This is a genomic window from Streptomyces sp. bgisy130, assembly GCF_057708345.1.
Genome location: NZ_JBYISA010000009.1, coordinates 78,461 through 94,679, shown reverse-complemented (window position 1 = coordinate 94,679; position 16,219 = coordinate 78,461). Strand labels below are relative to the sequence as shown.

The following is a 16,219-nucleotide window of genomic DNA, read 5'->3' as shown; positions in this document are numbered from 1 at the left end:
CGGCTATCCCGGGGTGCAGATCTTGGTCATCTGGCCGGTGCCGTCGACGATCGGCTGGATGTCGGGGGCCTTGTTGTTGTCGAGGTCCTTGCGGGCGGCCTTGATGCCGTCGTTCGTCTTGTCGATGGCCTTGGAGAGGTCGGGGTCGCTCGACTCCTTGCTGAGCTTGCGCAGGTTGGCGTCGATGTCGTCGAGGGCCTGCTGGGTCTTCTTCGGGTCGCTGACGGCGGTGTCCGCGGCCTGCTGGAGCTTGTCGACGGCGCTGACGACGGAGGAGGCGGTGTTGGCGCAGTCCATGGCCTTCTGGACCGCTCCGCAGGCGGAGAGCAGCGGTATCGCGAGGGTGGCGGCCGCGAGCGCGGCGACTGCGGTGGTGGCGCGGCGGCGCTGCGGGAGCGTGCGGGGGGCCATGGCGCGGGTTTCCTTCCGTTGGCAATGTGCGGGCAAAGGAAGAAACGCGCGGCGGGGTTGTTTTGGTTGCGCGGCGGCGCGATGTCCGTCAGCGGCGGTGGGGCGGGGCCGGTCCGTCAGCGAGCGGCGGCGCAGCCCCCACCGCCGGCGGCCGTGCGGCGCGCCCCTCCCCCGGTGGCCGCCGTCAGAGGAGGCCGGCCCGGGTGAGCAGGATGGCGAGGACGAGCGGCCCGCGCTCCGAGTCGCCGGAGCGCGGGCCGTGTGTACCGCTGCGGGTGCTCAGAGGGTGCGGGCGAGTGCCGCGCGCTGGGCGCCGTCGAGTTCGGCGCAGCCGGCGACGGCGAGGTCGAGGAGGGCGTTGAGTTCGTCGCGGGCGAAGGGCTCGGCCTCGGCGGTGCCCTGGACCTCGACGAAGCGGCCGTCGCCGGTGCAGACGACGTTCATGTCGGTCTCGGCGCGGACGTCCTCCTCGTAGCAGAGGTCGAGGAGGGGGGTGCCGTCGACGATGCCGACGCTGACGGCGGAGACGGTGCCGGTGAGGGGCTTGCGGCCGTGGCGGATGAGCTTCTTGTCCTGGGCCCAGGTGATGGCGTCGGCGAGGGCGACGTAGGCGCCGGTGATGGCGGCGGTGCGGGTGCCGCCGTCGGCCTGGAGGACGTCGCAGTCCAGGACGATGGTGTTCTCGCCGAGGGCCTTGTAGTCGATGACGGCGCGCAGGGAGCGGCCGATGAGGCGGCTGATTTCGTGGGTGCGGCCGCCGATCTTGCCGCGTACGGATTCCCGGTCGCCGCGGGTGTTGGTGGAGCGGGGCAGCATCGAGTATTCGGCGGTGACCCAGCCCTCGCCGGTGCCCTTGCGCCAGCGCGGGACGCCTTCGGTGACGGAGGCGGTGCAGAAGACTTTGGTGTCGCCGAAGGAGATGAGGACGGAGCCTTCGGCGTGCTTGCTCCAGCCGCGTTCGATGGTGACCGGGCGGAGCTGTTCGGGGGTGCGGCCGTCGATGCGAGACATGGCGTAGACCCTATCGGGAACGGCGAGGGCCCCACTCCGGGGCGGTGGTGTCCGGGGCGGGGCCTTCGGGAGTGAGCGGGGGTCAGCTCACATCATGTCTTCGATCTCGGCGGCGATGGGGTCGGCGTCGGTGCCGATGACGACCTGGATCGCGGTGCCCATCTTGACGACGCCGTGGGCGCCGGCGGCCTTGAGGGCGGCCTCGTCGACGAGGGAGGAGTCCACGACCTCGGTGCGGAGGCGGGTGATGCAGCCCTCGACCTCTTCGATGTTGTCGAGTCCGCCGAGCCCGGCGACGATCTTCTCAGCCTTGCTGGCCATGTCCACTCCTGCTTGTCTCGGCCGCCGGCGGTGGCGCCGTGCGGTTTTCACACCGTAACGCACGTTCAGCCCAACTATGTGGGCGTTTGTCCGTTGTCTGGCGAAGGATGGCGATCACCGGAGTGCGCGCCGGGCAGCCGGAAATCCGGCGGCGGCGCGCCCCCCGAAAGTGGTCTACACCACCAGTATGCGGCAAGCACCGGGCCGGCTGTCGACGGGCCGGCCGCCGGGAGGACAGGGATGAGTGCGAACGCAGCGGCGGCGCCGAGGAGGAACTGGGCGTCGAACCTCTTCCAGGGCCTACAGAAGATGGGGCGCAGTCTCCAGCTGCCGATTGCCGTCCTGCCCGCCGCGGGGATTCTCAACCGTCTCGGCCAGCCGGATGTGTTCGGCGCGCAGGGGCTGGGCTGGGACGCGGTCGGCAAGGTCTTCGCGGCCGCCGGCGGTGCGCTGCTGGATTCGGGGCTCGGCCTGCCGCTGCTGTTCTGTATCGGTGTGGCGATCGGGATGGCCAAGAAGTCCGACGGGTCGACGGCGCTGGCGGCGGTGACCGGTTTCCTCGTCTACTTCTCGGTGCTGCACGCGTTCCCGCAGGGCTGCGCCGCGGGCCAGACGTACACCCAGGCGGGCCTGTGGAACGGCGTCTGCGTGGACAAGGACGACACGGTGACCCAGGCCGCCTTCCAGAACCCGGGGGTCTTCGGCGGCATCGTCATGGGCTTTCTGTCCGCCTGGCTCTGGCAGCGCTTCCACCGGGTGAAGCTGGTCGACTGGCTGGGCTTCTTCAACGGCCGCCGGCTGGTCCCGATCATCATAGCCTTCGTCGGCCTGGTCTTCGCGGTGCTGTGTCTGTTCGTCTGGCAGCCGGTCGGCGATGCGCTGACGAGCTTCAGTGAGTGGCTGTCGGGCCTGGGCTCGTGGGGCGCCGGCATCTTCGGCGTCGCCAACCGCGCCCTGCTGGTGATCGGTCTGCACCAGTTCCTGAACACCTTCGTCTGGTTCCAGTTCGGCAGTTTCACCAAGCCGGACGGCACGGTCGTCCACGGCGACATCAACCGGTTCATGGCGGGCGATCCGGATGCGGGGCAGTTCACCACCGGGTTCTTCCCGATCATGATGTTCGCGCTGCCGGCGGCGGCGCTGGCGATCGCGCACTGCGCCAAGCCGCATCGCCGCAAGGAGATCGCGGGCATGATGCTGTCGGTCGGCCTGACGTCGTTCGTGACGGGTGTGACCGAGCCGATCGAGTACTCCTTCCTGTTCGTCGCGCCGCTGCTGTACGTGCTGCACGCGCTGCTGACGGGTGTGTCGATGGGGGTGAGCTGGGCGCTGGGGGTCCACGACAGCTTCAGCTTCTCGGCGGGGCTGATCGACTACGTCATCAACTGGGGCCTGGCGACCAAACCCTGGCTGATCATTCCCATCGGCCTGTGTTTCGCGGTGGTCTACTACGCCCTCTTCCGCTTCCTGATCACCAGATTCAACCTGTCGACGCCCGGCCGCGAGCCGGATGAGGTGGGGGACGCGATGGAGCGGGAGAACGTGAAGTAGCACCACCGGAACGCCACCGGATCACCGCCGGAACGCCACCGGAAGACCGCCCGCCGGCCTCTGGGTCCTGTGACCCGGGGGCCGGTTGTCATGTGGTCCACACCACTTGGAAGAATGAATTCCTTTGGATTCCTTTACGTCGGGACTACGTGCTAAGAATGGTCTAAACCACTAGTGGTGTAGACCAAGGTGTAGACCAAGTGCGGGCCGTCCCCCCTTCGAGTGCCCGCCTCACCAGGAGGAATCCGATGAGTTCGGCCACCGCTACGGCGGCTCCCGACAAGCAGGGTCGCGGCTCCCGCGCCATGGCAGTGGCCCAACGGATCGGCCGCAGTCTGATGCTGCCGATCGCCACGCTTCCCGCGGCGGCGCTGATGGTGCGGCTCGGCCAGCCGGACATGCTGGGCCGGGAGTCGCTGCCCGCCTTCCTGAACAAGATCGCCGAGTTCATGGCGGCCGGCGGCGGCGCGCTGCTCGACAACCTGCCGATGCTCTTCGCCGTGGGCATCGCGATCGGCTTCGCCAAGAAGTCCGACGGCTCCACCGGTCTGGCCGCGGTCGTCGGCTACCTGGTCTTCAAGCAGGTGCTGGGCACCTTCAAGGACGCCAACCTGCCCGTGGTCCAGGAGGTCGTGGACGGCAAGATAGCCAACGTCGCCCCGCCGGTGGACGCCGGTGTGCTGGGCGGCGTCGTGATGGGTCTCGTGGTCGCGCTGCTCTACCAGCGCTACAGCCGCAAGAAGCTGCCCGACTGGCTCGGCTTCTTCGGCGGGCGCCGTCTGGTGCCGATCCTCTCCGCCTTCGCGGGTCTCGTCATCGGCATCGTCTTCGGCTACATCTGGCCCGTGCTCGGGTCCGGGCTGCACAGCTTCGGTGCCTGGCTCGTCGGCTCGGGCGCGGTGGGCGCCGGCATCTTCGGTGTCGCCAACCGTGCGCTGATCCCGGTCGGCATGCACCACCTGCTCAACTCCTTCCCGTGGTTCCAGGCCGGTGACTACGAGGGCAAGCACGGCGACATCGCCCGCTTCCTGGCCCATGACCCCTCGGCCGGACAGTTCATGACCGGCTTCTTCCCGATCATGATGTTCGCGCTGCCGGCCGCCTGCCTGGCGATCGTGCACTGTGCCCGGCCCGAGCGCCGCAAGGTCGTCGGCGGCATGATGTTCTCCATCGCGCTGACCGCCTTCATCACCGGCGTCACCGAGCCGATCGAGTTCACCTTCATGTTCATCGCCCCGGTGCTGTACGCGATCCACGCGGTGCTGACCGGTGTCTCGATGGCGCTGACCTGGGCGCTGGGCATGAAGGACGGCTTCGGCTTCTCGGCCGGCGCGATCGACTTCGTGCTGAACCTCGGTATCGCCACCAAGCCGTGGCTGCTGGTGCTCACGGGCCTGGCCTTCGCGGCGCTGTACTACACCGTGTTCCGGTTCGCGATCGTCAAGTTCAACCTCCCGACCCCGGGCCGCGAGCCCGAGGAGGAGATCGCCGCGGAGGACAAGGCCCAGTACAAGGGCTGAACCGCCACCGCCCGGCGGCGGCATAGGCCATGGCGAAGGCCCCCGGAATCCCTGCGGTTCCGGGGGCCTTCGCCATGGCGGGACGCGCCCGCCGTGCGCTCAGATCTCGTAGACCGCGCCCGCCTTGGCGGCCTCGACCGGGCCGTCGTAGACCTTCTGGGCGTCGCGGATGCTGATGTCCGGGTCGGTCCACGGCGGGATGTGGGTCAGCACCAGCCGGCCGACACCGGCCCGCCGGGCGCTCTCGCCGGCCTCCCGGCCGTTGAGGTGCAGATCCGGGATGTCTTCCTTGCCGTACGTGAAGGACGCCTCGCACAGGAAGAAGTCGGCGCCCTCGGCGAGCGACTCCAGTGCCGCGCAGGGGCCGGTGTCGCCGGAGTACGTCAGGGTGCGGCCGCCGTGCTCGATGCGGAAGCCGAAGGCCTCGACCGGGTGGCTGACGTGTTCCGTACGGATCGTGAACGGGCCGATGGTGAAGGTGCCGGGGGTCAGCGTGCGGAAGTCGAAGACCTCGCTCATCGCGCCCTCGTGCGGCACATCGGCGTGTGCGACGGTCAGCCGCACCTCGGTGCCGGCCGGCCCGTAGATCGGCATCGGCGCACAACGCCCGCCGTCCGGACGGTAATAGCGAACGACGAAATAGCCGCACAAATCGATGCAGTGGTCCGCATGCAGATGCGACAGCAGCACGGCATCCAGGTCATAGAGGCCGGTGTGGCGCTGCAACTCGCCCAGGGCGCCATTGCCCATGTCGAGGAGCAGCCTGAAGCCGTCGGCCTCCAGGAGGTAGCTCGAACAGGCCGATTCCATGGAAGGGAACGACCCCGAGCATCCGACGACAGTGAGCTTCATACGGGCGTGAACCTCCGTGGGCGGGGGCGGCGGTCAGCGGCCTCCCCCTGCTCGAACCCAGTTGAGCGCTCGGGGAAGGTCCGTGCGGGTGTCCCGGCGGGCCCTGCCGGGGTGGTGCCGGATCCTTGGCGGTCTGTGCGGTGCCCACGAGCGTAAGCCGCAAAAGGTCCTGTGGTGCCTCCAGCGGGGCGAGCTGTGGGCGGAATCACCAGTCTGGGCTGTCGCCCCGCACGCCCGTACGCCCGTACGCAGGGACCGGTGCCGCGGCGGCTGAATGCCGGCCCGCCGCCGTCCGTGGAGTGCCCCCGGTTTTGGCCCGGGGGCATCCCGGAATTCCGCCCCGTTCTACGCCCAGAGCTGGCCCTGGAGGGTGGCAATGGCTGCCTCGGTCGATTCGGCGGTGTAGACGCCGGTGGAGAGGTACTTCCAGCCGCCGTCGGCGACCACGAAGACGATGTCGGCGGGCTCCCCCGCCTTGACCGCCTTCTTGGCGACGCCGATCGCGGCGTGCAGCGCCGCGCCGGTGGAGATGCCCGCGAAGATGCCTTCCTCGGCGAGGAGTTCGCGGGTACGGCGGACCGCGTCCTCGGAGCCGACCGAGAAGCGGGTGGTGAGCACGGACTCGTCGTAGAGCTCGGGGATGAAGCCCTCGTCGAGGTTGCGCAGACCGTAGACGACATCGTCGTAGCGCGGTTCGGCGGCGACGATCTGGACGCCGGGGACCTGCTCGCGCAGATAGCGGCCGACGCCCATGAGCGTGCCGGTGGTGCCCAGACCGGCCACGAAGTGGGTGACGGAGGGGAGGTCGGCGAGGATCTCCGGGCCGGTGGTGGCGTAGTGCGCACCGGCGTTGTCGGGGTTGCCGTACTGGTAGAGCATCACCCAGTCGGGGTGCTCGGCGGACAGCTCCTTGGCGACCCTGACGGCGGTGTTGGAGCCGCCGGCCGCGGGCGAGGAGATGATCTCGGCGCCCCACATGGCGAGCAGCTCGCGCCGCTCGGAGGAGGTGTTCTCCGGCATGACGCACACGATGCGGTAGCCCTTGAGCTTGGCCGCCATGGCGAGCGAGATGCCGGTGTTGCCGCTGGTCGGTTCGAGGATGGTGCAGCCGGGGGTGAGCCGGCCGTCCTTCTCGGCCTGTTCGATCATGTGCAGCGCGGGCCGGTCCTTGACCGAGCCCGTGGGGTTGCGGTCCTCCAGCTTCGCCCAGATACGGACGTCGTCGGAGGGTGAGAGGCGCGGGAGGCGGACGAGAGGGGTGTTCCCGACCGCCGCCAGCGGGGAGTCGTACCGCATCTCAGACCATGCCGCCGGCCACGGCCGGGAGGATCGTGACGCTGTCGCCGTCGGCCAGCTTGGTGGAGATGCCCTCCAGGAAGCGGACGTCCTCGTCGTTGAGGTAGACGTTCACGAAGCGGCGCAGCTGCTCGCCGTCGACCAGGCGCTCGCGGATACCGGAGTGCCGGCTCTCCAGGTCGGTGAAGAGGTCGGCGAGGGTGTCTCCGCTGCCCTCGACGGCCTTCTGGCCGTCGGTGTAGGTGCGCAGGATGGTCGGGATTCGGACCTCGATGGCCATGGGGAGTGCTCCTGTGGGAGTGCGGTGGCGGGTGCGGTGCGTCCCGGGTGCGCGGCGGTCGGCAGGCCGGGAGGGCGTCGGGTGACGCGGGAGTGCGGGAGGCGCGCGCGGCGCGCCCGTACGGGCCGGGTCAGGCGCCGGCGCAGCGCGGACAGATGGCGCTGGAAAGGCGGCACAGATCCACGTGCAGCCGTGCGGTTCCGCAGCCGAACGCGCCGAGCAGCGCGGATGCGGAGCGACGCGTGGCGAGCGGAGCGTGCAGCAGCATGCCCGTCCTCTTCTCGCTCACGTCGTGGTCAACCATGCGGTCATCGTATCGATTCCCGGTCCGGGTATTGGAACCTCGTCCCATGATGCGGACGATTGGTGTACGCCAGGTGGGACGCGCTCAGGAGTACTCCGCCACGACCTCGACCTCTTCCTCCGTGACCTCGCCGTTCACGATCCTGAACGAGCGGAACTGGAAGGGCCCGGCATCGTCGGTGTCGGCGGTGGAAACCAGGACATAATGGGCACCGGGCTCGTTCGCGTACGAGATATCGGTACGCGAGGGGTAGGCCTCGGTGGCGGTGTGCGAGTGGTAGATGATCACCGGCTCCTCGTCCCGGTCGTCCAGCTCGCGGTAGAGCTTGAGCAGGTCGGAGGAGTCGAACTCATAGAAGGTGGGCGAGCGGGCGGCGTTCAGCATCGGGATGAACCGCTCGGGCCGGCCGCTGCCCGCCGGGCCCGCGACCATGCCACAGGCCTCGTCGGGGTGGTCCTGGCGGGAGTGCTCGACGATCTGGTCGTAGAGGGCCTTGGTGAGGGTCAGCATGGCGCCAAGAATAGCCAGCGGGCCCGCACGTACCGAAGAGTGGTACATACGGGCCCGCATGCTGGACAGCCGGGCGGTTTCACCGGCGTCCGGGGTGCTGCCTCAGCTCTTGGTGTCCGCGCCGGCCGCCACGAGCGCCGCGTCCCGCCGCTTGATGCAGAGGTAGCCGACGCCCAGGATGAGCGCCCACACGGGAGCCGCGTAGAGCGAGATCCGGGCGTCCTTGTCGACGCCCATCATCACGATCACCATGCCGATGAAGGCCAGCGCGAAGACCGAGGTGAAGGGGCTGCCGGGGGCCTTGAACTCGGACTGCGGCAGCTCGCCGCGGTTCGCCTTGGCGCGGTAGCGCAGCTGCGAGGCCAGGATGACGATCCACGCCCACATACCGGAGATGGTGGCGAAGGAGACGACGTAGTTGAACGCCTCACCGGGCCACTGGTAGTTGATGTAGACGCCGAACAGCATCATCGCGACCGAGACGCCGGTGCCCCAGGTGGGCAGGCCGTTCTTGCTGAGCCTGGTGAAGAACTTCGGGCCCTGGCCGTTGAGCGCGAGGTCGCGCAGCATCCGGCCGGTGGAGTACATGCCCGAGTTCGCCGAGGAGAGCGCGGCGGTCAGCACCACGAAGTTGACGATGCCCGCACCGGCCGGCAGCCCGATCTGCTGGAAGGCGGCGACGAACGGGCTGACGCCCGGCTTGAAGGCCGTCCAGCTGACGACGGAGAGGATGATGATCAGCGCGCCGATGTAGAAGAGACCGATCCGCCACGGCACGGTGTTGATCGCCTTGGGCAGGACCTTCTTCGGGTCGGTCGCCTCGCCCGCGGTGACGCCGACGAGCTCGACGGCGAGGAAGGCGAACATCACGATCTGCAGCGTCATCAGCGTGCCGCCGATGCCCTTGGGGAAGAAGCCGCCGTCGGACCACAGGAGCGTGAAGGAGGCGGTGTCACCGGCGTCGGAGAAGCCGAGGGTGATCACGCCGAGGCCGATCAGGATCATGCCGATGATCGCGGTGACCTTGACCATCGAGAACCAGAATTCCAGCTCACCGAAGATCTTCACGGAGATCAGGTTGATACCGAAGAGCGCACACGTGAAGACGAGTGCCGAGGCCCATTGCGGTATGTCCTTGTTCCAGTACTGCACATACGTGGCGGCGGCGGTCACTTCGGTGATGCCGGTGACGACCCAGAAGAGCCAGTACGTCCAGCCGGTCACAAAGCCGATGAACGGGCCGAGGAATTCGCGTCCGTACTCCGAGAAGGAGCCGGAGACGGGCCGGTACATGAGCAGTTCGCCCAGGGCCCGCATGATGAAGAAGATGACGAGGCCGACGATGGCATAGGCGAGGACGATGCTCGGCCCGGCCATCGAGATCGCCTTGCCGGCCCCGAGGAACAGGCCGGTACCGATGGCGCCGCCAATGGCGATCATCTGGATCTGACGGTTTCCCAGCCCCCGCTGGTAGCCCTCCTCGGGCTCCTGCCCAGGTGCCTCATTACCGTCGTGCTGCTTGTCGACCTGCACAGAGGTCATCAGTGGTGCGCCTTTCTCCATTCCGACCCGGTCTGTCCGGATCGGGTCCCGATCCCCCCGGATGGAGTTCCTGCACGCCGACGGTCGGCCGGCTCAGCGCTCCCGCGGCGACAGGGGTGGCGTCGCTCACGGCAGGTCGTGAACATTTAACACGGGCCATCGAAGATCGACTACGGGTGGCGCGAACCGAACCAGCGGGAAAACAGGACAAGTTGCGCAAACAACAGCAAGGCGCACGGGGCCAGTGACGTGATCGTTATCCGGATTTGAGCATCCGCTGAGCGAACACTCGGCGAATTCCCGGGGTGGTACGCCCGAATTTCAGCCCATCAGTGACTCGACGAGCGTCTCCTGAAGGCCGCCGAGCCAGAGATATGCCATCACCATCGGCTTGCGGGGGTCGCTGTCCGGCAGCCGCAGCAGCTCGCCACCGTCCTCCTCATCGGTGACTTCAAGCCGCGTCCCGATGGCCAGCCTGAGGTCATTGAGGGCCCCCAGCCACTGCCGGCACTCGGCGGGCTTCAGCCGCAGCTCCGCACTGCCGCCCTCGGGCGCCAGGGTGTCCAGCGCACGGATCAGCGCGAGAGCGTCCTCGCGCTTGCGGGAGCGCAGATCGTTCTCGGTGTAGCGGCGGAATTCGGCGGAGGCGGCGCGGACGTCGTCGTCGGGGACGAGGTCGGGCCCGCCGTAGGCATCGGGGAAGAAGCGGGCCAGGACCGGGTCGGCGGGCGGCTCGCTGGGACCGTCGTTGAAGACCGACGCCAGCAGATCGTCGCTCTCGCTCTCCCCGGCCTCCTCGCCCGGACCGATCAGCTCCATCAGCTGGACCGCGAGGCTGCGCAGGATGGAGATCTCGACCTCGTCGAGCGGAACGGCGGCGCCGCCGTCGGGCAGCGGCTCGAAGTGCCCGCTCATCGGCGGTCCTGCTGGAGGGTCGCCCACAGGCCGTAGCCGTGCATCGCCTGCACGTCGCGCTCCATTTCCTCGCGGCTGCCGCTGGAGACCACCGCGCGGCCCTTGTGATGGACGTCGAGCATCAACTGGTGCGCCTTGTCCTTGGAGTAGCCGAAGTACGACTGGAAGACGTACGAGACATAGCTCATGAGATTGACGGGGTCGTTGTGGACGATCGTGACCCACGGGACGTCGGGTTCGGGGACCTCGAAGGGAGCCTCGCTCGACTCGGGACGTTCGATCTCGACCGGGACACTGAGCGTGCAGCGATGCGGCCGGAGCGTGGTCGTGGGTGACGGGTGGGCGCTCACAGGCCCCATGCTGCCACCCGGGGGCGGACGACGCACAAATGCCCCTCGCGCGGGCCGCGTCGGCGAGCCGCGCGGGGCGCCATCGGGCGGTCTTTTGTGCCTCACGGAGCACTATCGTCAGAGTGACGAGTATCAGGGGTAGCATCGTCCCCATGAACACAGCAGACCTGGGGCTGCCGGTGGCCGTGCCGTCGACTGCGCTCTTCACCGACCAGTACGAACTCACCATGCTTCAGGCCGCGTTGCGGTCCGGCACCGCGGAGCGGCGCTCGGTCTTCGAGGTCTTCACCCGCCGGCTGCCCGAGGGCCGCCGCTACGGCGTGGTGGGCGGCACCGGCCGGGTACTGGACACGGTGGAGAACTTCCACTTCGACGAGACCATCCTCGGCTTCCTGCGCGAGCGCGGCATCCTCGACGAGCCGACCCTGGAGTGGCTGGCCGGCTTCCGCTTCCGCGGCGACATCTGGGGCTACCCGGAGGGCGAGGTCTACTTCCCCGGCTCCCCGGTCATGCGGGTCGAGGGCACCTTCGCCGAGGCGGTGCTCCTGGAGACGGTGATCCTCTCGATCCTCAACCACGACTCCGCGGTGGCCGCGGCGGCCTCCCGGATGGCGGTGGCGGCCGGCGACCGCCCGCTGATGGAGATGGGCGCCCGCCGCACCCATGAGCTGGCGGCGGTGGCCGCGTCCCGCGCCGCCTACGTCGGCGGCTTCCACACCACCTCCGACCTGGCGGCCGGCTTCCGCTACCACATCCCCACCGTCGGCACCAGCGCGCACGCCTTCACCCTGCTGCACGACACCGAGCGGGACGCCTTCACCGCGCAGGTCGACACCCTCGGCAGCGGGACCACCCTGCTCGTGGACACCTTCGACGTCACCGAGGCGGTGCGCACCGCCGTGGAGGTGGCCGGCCCGGAGCTCGGTGCCGTACGGATCGACTCCGGCGATCTGCTGCTGATCGCCCACCGGGTGCGCCAGCAGCTGGACGAGCTGGGCGCCACCAAGACGAAGATCGTGGTCACCAGCGATCTGGACGAGTACGCCATCGCCTCGCTGGCCGCCGCCCCGGTGGACGCGTACGGCGTCGGCACCCAGCTGGTGACCGGCAGCGGGCACCCGACCTGCTCGATGGTCTACAAGCTGGTCGCCCGCGCCGACAGCGAGGAGCCCGGCGCGCCGCTGCGGCCGGTCGCGAAGAAGTCGATGGGCGCCAAGACCTCGCTCGGCGGACGCAAGTGGGCCGCGCGCCGGCTGGACGCGGACGGCGTCGCCGAGGCCGAGGTCATCGGCACCGGGCCGGTCCCCGCCGAGCTGGCCGACCGGCAGCTGCTGGTGCCGCTGGTGCACGCCGGCACGGTGGTGGCCCGCGAGCCGCTGGACGCCGCCCGCGACCGGCACATCGCCGCCCGGGCCGCGCTGCCGCTGTCGGCGACCCAGCTCTCCCGCGGCGAGCCGGTGCTGCCCACCGAGTACGTCTGAGCGGGCGCCGCCGACGGGGCGCGGGGAGCCGGGCGGCGGCCGCCGTATGCCGCGCCCGGCGCCCGCCGTCCCACCGGGCGCCGACCCACTCCCGCAATCCCCTCCCAGTGGCTACCCTCGGTCACACCACCACTCGCGCCCCTCCCCGATTCCCAGCCGGAAGGCACGCACCATGCACCGGGCATTGATCGTCGTTGATGTACAGAACGACTTCTGCGAGGGCGGCAGCCTCGCGGTGGCGGGAGGTGCGGATGTCGCGGCGGCCATCACCGATCTGGTGGGCCAGGCGGCCGGCAGCTGCTACCGCTATGTCGTGGCCTCCCGGGACTACCACATCGACCCCGGCGATCACTTCTCCACCACCCCGGACTACAAGAACTCCTGGCCGGTGCACTGTGTGGCCGGTACCGAGGGCAGCGGGTTCCACCCCAACTTCGCCCCGGCGCTCGCCTCCGGTGCCATCGACGCGGTCTTCGACAAGGGCGCCCACACCTCCGCGTACAGCGGCTTCGAGGGCGTGGACGAGAACGGGACCCCGCTGGCGGACTGGCTCCGCGCGCACTCCGTCAGCGAGGTCGATGTGGTCGGCATCGCCACCGACCACTGTGTCCGCGCCACCGCCCTGGACGCGCTCCGCGCCGGGCTGCGCACCCATGTCCTGCTGGATCTGACCGCCGGGGTGGCCGCGGACAGCACCGAGCGGGCGCTGGCGGAGCTGCGCGCGGCGGGCGCCGAGCTGACCGGCAAACCGGTCCTCATCGACGCCTGAGGGGCCCGTCAGGCGGCCGGACGTTCGTTCCCCCCGGCCGGCCCGGTCTCCGCCGAGGGACGGGCCGGCTGGGGCCGCAGCAGCGCCCGTATGGGATGCCAGGACTCGGTGTCGTCCTCCGGGGCCTCGCGCCAGACCAGGCCGTCGGGATGGTGCAGCACGGCCGTGATCTCGTCGGGCGTGGGCGGCTCGGTGTTGCCGCGCAGGTAGACGGACCGCAGACCGAGGTTGCGCAGCCTGGTCAGGGCGCGCTGGCGGTTCACGGCGTGGACCAGGACCCGGACCCGGCAACCGCAGTCGTAGAGGCCGGCCCGGGCGCCGTGCGGCGGCCTGGGCAGCGAGAGGGCGACCACCACGCTTCCGCCGGGAAGCCTGATGAAACCACCACCGGACATCTTCATATCTCCCCCGTGAGACTTCGCGTCAACAAGGAACTGTAGAACGCATCTAAACGCTAATCGGCCGCCGCCCGCTAGTGGGCGACGGCCGAACAGCATCTGACCTGCGGATTTACCTTTTACTTACCGGCAGAGCCGACCCGCAGCGTCACCGTGGAGCCGTCCCGGGCCTCCTTGGTGATCTTGATCCGGGTGTTGGTGTCAGGGACGATCACCGCACCGGTCGGGTTCGCCTTGTCGTAGTAGACGCCGTGCCGGTCGTCGAAGAGCGTCACGCCCTTCTTCGAAGTGATCTTGACCTGCTTGCCGTCCCGGTGGAGGGTCAGCGCGTCGGTCGGGAACCGCGTGAAGGTCGAGTCGTAGGACTGGAAGCGGTTGCGCATCAGCTTGCCGTCCGCCCAGTGCTCGGCCTTCGGGTGCGCGTCGACCGGCAGGATCTGCCCGTGGCCCGGGTGCTGGCCGACATTGTTGTCCGCCTGCGAGGTGTCCCACAGCCAGATCAGCACACCGTTCTGGTACGGGAAGTGCTCCACCCAGCCCGGCTTGGCGGTGGTCCAGCCGAAGTTGTACGGGCCGACCTTGAGGGTCTTGTCGTACGACACGTACTGCCGGTTCTCGGCGATGTAGTACTGCGGGTAGTCCTTGGTGAAGGACGCGCCGAGGCGCGAGAAGCCCTTGGCGGTCCAGCCGTTGTCGTCACCCTCGGCGTTGTCGCTGAACAGCGGCTTGCCGTCGGCGACCACGCTGACGGTGTCGGCCGCGAAGCCCTTCTGGGCCGCGCCGCCGTCGGTCTGGTAGCGGAAGCGCAGGTCGATCTTCTTGCCCGCGTAGGCGTCCAGCGGGTAGACGAGGTCCTGGTAGGCGGCCACGGTGCCGGTCAGCGCGGGCTTGTCGCTGCCGTCGCGCGGGATGGCCTTGCCGGCCGCGGTGCCGTCCAGGGCCGTCCAGTTGCTGCCGCCGTCGGTGGACACCTCGGCGTAGAGGTAGTCGTAGTCCTTCTCGATGTCCCACCAGCCCTTGAGCGTCAGCGACGCCTTGGCCTTACCGGTCAGGTCCACCGGCCGGGACAGGGTGTTCTTGAGGTTGTCGCCCATGTTGCTCCACCACTGCTTGGAGCCTTCCGCGGGCTGCACGATGTCGGTCTTGACCGCCTTGGCCGGCAGCTCGACGACCACCGCCTGCTTGTTCTTGGTGTTGTACTCGGCGACGCCCAGCGTGTGGGTGGACTTCTTCGCGGCCTTCGCCTTGCCGTAGTTGAGCCAGCCCAGCTGGAGCTTGTCCCAGGCGCTCATGTCGCCGGGCAGGTCACCGATGGAGTCCTTGCCGGTGCCGAGCCAGGAGCCGCCCGACATCAGCGACCAGAAGTCCACGGAGGACTCGCCGGTGCCGGAGGTGTCGTACTCGTCCGGCAGGCCCAGGTCGTGACCGTACTCGTGGGCGAAGACGCCGAGTCCGCCGTTCTCCGGCTGCATCGTGTAGTCGCCGACCCAGATGCCGGTGTCGCCGATCTGGGTGCCGCCCGCCTTGTTGGCCGCGGGGCCGGTCTTGCCGGCGTCGGTGCCGTACGCGTACCAGCGGTGCGCCCAGATGGCGTTGGTCTTCTGGACCCCGCCGCCGGCGGACTCGTCCTCACCGGCGTGCACGATCTGGAAGTGGTCGATGTAGCCGTCGGGCTCGTTGAAGTTGCCGTCGCCGTCGTGGTCGTTGCGGTCCCACTGGTCGTACTTGGCGAGGTCGGTCTTGATCTGCGCGTCGGTGCGGCCGGCCGCCTTCTGGTTCTTGGCCCACTGGTTGACGCCGTCGCGGATCAGGTCCCAGGCACTGGAGCAGTTGGTCTGGCCACAGTAGTTGGACCCGTAACGGGCCTCGTTCCAGTCGACCTTGACCCAGTCGGAGACCTCGCCCTGGACGGAGTAGCGGCCCGAGGACTGCTTCTCGTAGTACTTGGCCAGGGACTGCTTCTTCTTGTCGTGCGAGAAGTAGAGGTCCTGGAAGTGCTTCTGGTTGAAGTCCTTCTGCCAGGCCGTGCTGTTGTCCTTCGCACGGTCCGGCTGGGCTATCTGGTTGTGCGCCGGGCCGGGGTCGCCGCCGTACTTCTTCACCGGGGGCTTGGGGCCGTCGCCGTCCGGGTCGAACATTGTGGTGTCGTCGACCTTGTCGCCGAAGTCCACGAGGACGGTGAAGATCTTGTCGGTCTTCTGCCGGGCCAGCTCGACATACTTGCTCTTGCCGAGCTTGACGACCCGGGAGCCGTTCCGCTCGGTCACCTTGGCGTCGCCGGAGATGACCTGCTGGAGCGCTTCCTTGCGCTGGGCCGCCTGCCGGGCCGTGAACGGGCCCTTCAGGTCGTGGTCCACGGCCCGCTCGGGAGCCGGGTCATGACGCTTGGCGACCGGCGACGGTCCCTGTGCGTCGGCCGCCGCCACCCCCGAAGAAAAAGCGGCCGCCCCGATCGCGGCGATTGCCGTGGCCAGGGCGGCCGATCTGAACACCCTTCTGCTGTCTCTCACTTGGCGCTGTCCTCCCCATCGAACCGGTCACTGTTCGAGGGCATTCGACCGGAAGTACGATGAAAAAGACAGATCTTGACTTGGGCACGTCAGCGAAGTACGTTACTCGGTCCGCGAGTTGCGGCTATCGGACATCGCGCAGCGGCGTACTGTCGCGCGCGGAATTGCCGGGCAGGGGCCCGGTGTATATGCCCGCCG

At 68.9% G+C, this 16,219-nt stretch carries 17 protein-coding genes; 4 read left to right on the top strand and 13 right to left on the bottom strand.

What is annotated here, in order from left to right:
* Positions 1 to 3 precede the first annotated feature (3 nt).
* The 3 genes from AC3EUV_RS14920 to AC3EUV_RS14910 all read right to left on the bottom strand — a co-directional run bounded on the left by AC3EUV_RS14920 (position 4) and on the right by AC3EUV_RS14910 (position 1,743).
* Positions 4 to 411, bottom strand: coding sequence for a hypothetical protein (locus tag AC3EUV_RS14920; protein ID WP_432140862.1), 408 nt, complete (start codon positions 409 to 411; stop codon positions 4 to 6).
* A 279-nt stretch (positions 412 to 690) separates the two neighbouring features.
* A complete protein-coding gene (rph, locus tag AC3EUV_RS14915; protein ID WP_190144782.1) occupies positions 691 to 1,422 on the bottom strand; it encodes a ribonuclease PH in 732 nt (243 codons plus the stop codon).
* Between the two features lie 87 nt (positions 1,423 to 1,509).
* Positions 1,510 to 1,743 carry a PTS sugar transporter subunit IIB gene (locus tag AC3EUV_RS14910; RefSeq protein WP_018091307.1) on the bottom strand — a complete coding sequence of 78 codons (234 nt, stop codon included), beginning with the start codon at positions 1,741 to 1,743 and terminating at the stop codon, positions 1,510 to 1,512.
* A gap of 240 nt (positions 1,744 to 1,983) precedes the next feature.
* Between AC3EUV_RS14910 and AC3EUV_RS14905 the strand changes: the two genes are divergently transcribed.
* The gene (locus AC3EUV_RS14905; RefSeq protein ID WP_435603104.1) at positions 1,984 to 3,294 is read left to right on the top strand and encodes a PTS transporter subunit EIIC; all 1,311 of its coding nucleotides are present in this window, start codon (positions 1,984 to 1,986) and stop codon (positions 3,292 to 3,294) included.
* 248 nt (positions 3,295 to 3,542) lie between these two features.
* Positions 3,543 to 4,814, top strand: coding sequence for a PTS transporter subunit EIIC (locus AC3EUV_RS14900; protein WP_432140864.1), 1,272 nt, complete (start codon positions 3,543 to 3,545; stop codon positions 4,812 to 4,814).
* A gap of 99 nt (positions 4,815 to 4,913) precedes the next feature.
* On the opposite strand, the gene AC3EUV_RS14895 is transcribed toward AC3EUV_RS14900, so the two are convergent.
* The 8 genes from AC3EUV_RS14895 to clpS all read right to left on the bottom strand — a co-directional run bounded on the left by AC3EUV_RS14895 (position 4,914) and on the right by clpS (position 10,863).
* Positions 4,914 to 5,666 carry an MBL fold metallo-hydrolase gene (locus tag AC3EUV_RS14895; protein ID WP_435603103.1) on the bottom strand — a complete coding sequence of 251 codons (753 nt, stop codon included), beginning with the start codon at positions 5,664 to 5,666 and terminating at the stop codon, positions 4,914 to 4,916.
* Between the two features lie 345 nt (positions 5,667 to 6,011).
* The gene (locus tag AC3EUV_RS14890; RefSeq protein ID WP_387241851.1) at positions 6,012 to 6,962 is read right to left on the bottom strand and encodes a PLP-dependent cysteine synthase family protein; all 951 of its coding nucleotides are present in this window, start codon (positions 6,960 to 6,962) and stop codon (positions 6,012 to 6,014) included.
* A gap of 1 nt (position 6,963) precedes the next feature.
* Positions 6,964 to 7,242, bottom strand: a complete 279-nt coding sequence (locus tag AC3EUV_RS14885) for a MoaD/ThiS family protein (RefSeq protein ID WP_432140866.1) — start codon at positions 7,240 to 7,242, stop codon at positions 6,964 to 6,966.
* A 130-nt stretch (positions 7,243 to 7,372) separates the two neighbouring features.
* A complete protein-coding gene (locus AC3EUV_RS14880; protein ID WP_387241857.1) occupies positions 7,373 to 7,546 on the bottom strand; it encodes a putative leader peptide in 174 nt (57 codons plus the stop codon).
* An 84-nt stretch (positions 7,547 to 7,630) separates the two neighbouring features.
* Positions 7,631 to 8,056, bottom strand: a complete 426-nt coding sequence (locus AC3EUV_RS14875; RefSeq protein WP_432140867.1) for a M67 family metallopeptidase — start codon at positions 8,054 to 8,056, stop codon at positions 7,631 to 7,633.
* A 102-nt stretch (positions 8,057 to 8,158) separates the two neighbouring features.
* The gene (locus tag AC3EUV_RS14870) at positions 8,159 to 9,598 is read right to left on the bottom strand and encodes an amino acid permease (protein ID WP_432140868.1); all 1,440 of its coding nucleotides are present in this window, start codon (positions 9,596 to 9,598) and stop codon (positions 8,159 to 8,161) included.
* 321 nt (positions 9,599 to 9,919) lie between these two features.
* A complete protein-coding gene (locus tag AC3EUV_RS14865; protein WP_387241866.1) occupies positions 9,920 to 10,513 on the bottom strand; it encodes a DUF2017 domain-containing protein in 594 nt (197 codons plus the stop codon).
* Positions 10,510 to 10,863, bottom strand: a complete 354-nt coding sequence (gene clpS / locus AC3EUV_RS14860; protein WP_018091297.1) for an ATP-dependent Clp protease adapter ClpS — start codon at positions 10,861 to 10,863, stop codon at positions 10,510 to 10,512. Before clpS ends, AC3EUV_RS14865 begins: the two co-directional genes overlap by 4 nt.
* Positions 10,864 to 11,015: 152 nt before the next feature.
* Here clpS and AC3EUV_RS14855 point away from each other — a divergent pair, with 152 nt between their 5' ends.
* Together AC3EUV_RS14855 and AC3EUV_RS14850 are read left to right on the top strand one after the other, a co-directional pair.
* On the top strand, positions 11,016 to 12,344 hold the full coding sequence (locus tag AC3EUV_RS14855) for a nicotinate phosphoribosyltransferase (protein WP_435603102.1): 1,329 nt from the start codon (positions 11,016 to 11,018) through the stop codon (positions 12,342 to 12,344).
* Positions 12,345 to 12,516: 172 nt separating this feature from the next.
* Entirely contained in the window at positions 12,517 to 13,113 is a 597-nt protein-coding gene (locus AC3EUV_RS14850) for an isochorismatase family protein (RefSeq protein WP_435603101.1), read from the top strand.
* 8 nt (positions 13,114 to 13,121) lie between these two features.
* Here AC3EUV_RS14850 and AC3EUV_RS14845 read toward each other — a convergent pair whose 3' ends face one another.
* Positions 13,122 to 13,508 (bottom strand): hypothetical protein, encoded by a 387-nt coding sequence (locus AC3EUV_RS14845; protein ID WP_432140871.1) that lies wholly within the window; start codon positions 13,506 to 13,508, stop codon positions 13,122 to 13,124.
* 122 nt (positions 13,509 to 13,630) lie between these two features.
* A complete protein-coding gene (locus AC3EUV_RS14840) occupies positions 13,631 to 16,021 on the bottom strand; it encodes an immune inhibitor A domain-containing protein (protein WP_432140872.1) in 2,391 nt (796 codons plus the stop codon).
* Positions 16,022 to 16,219 lie beyond the last annotated feature (198 nt).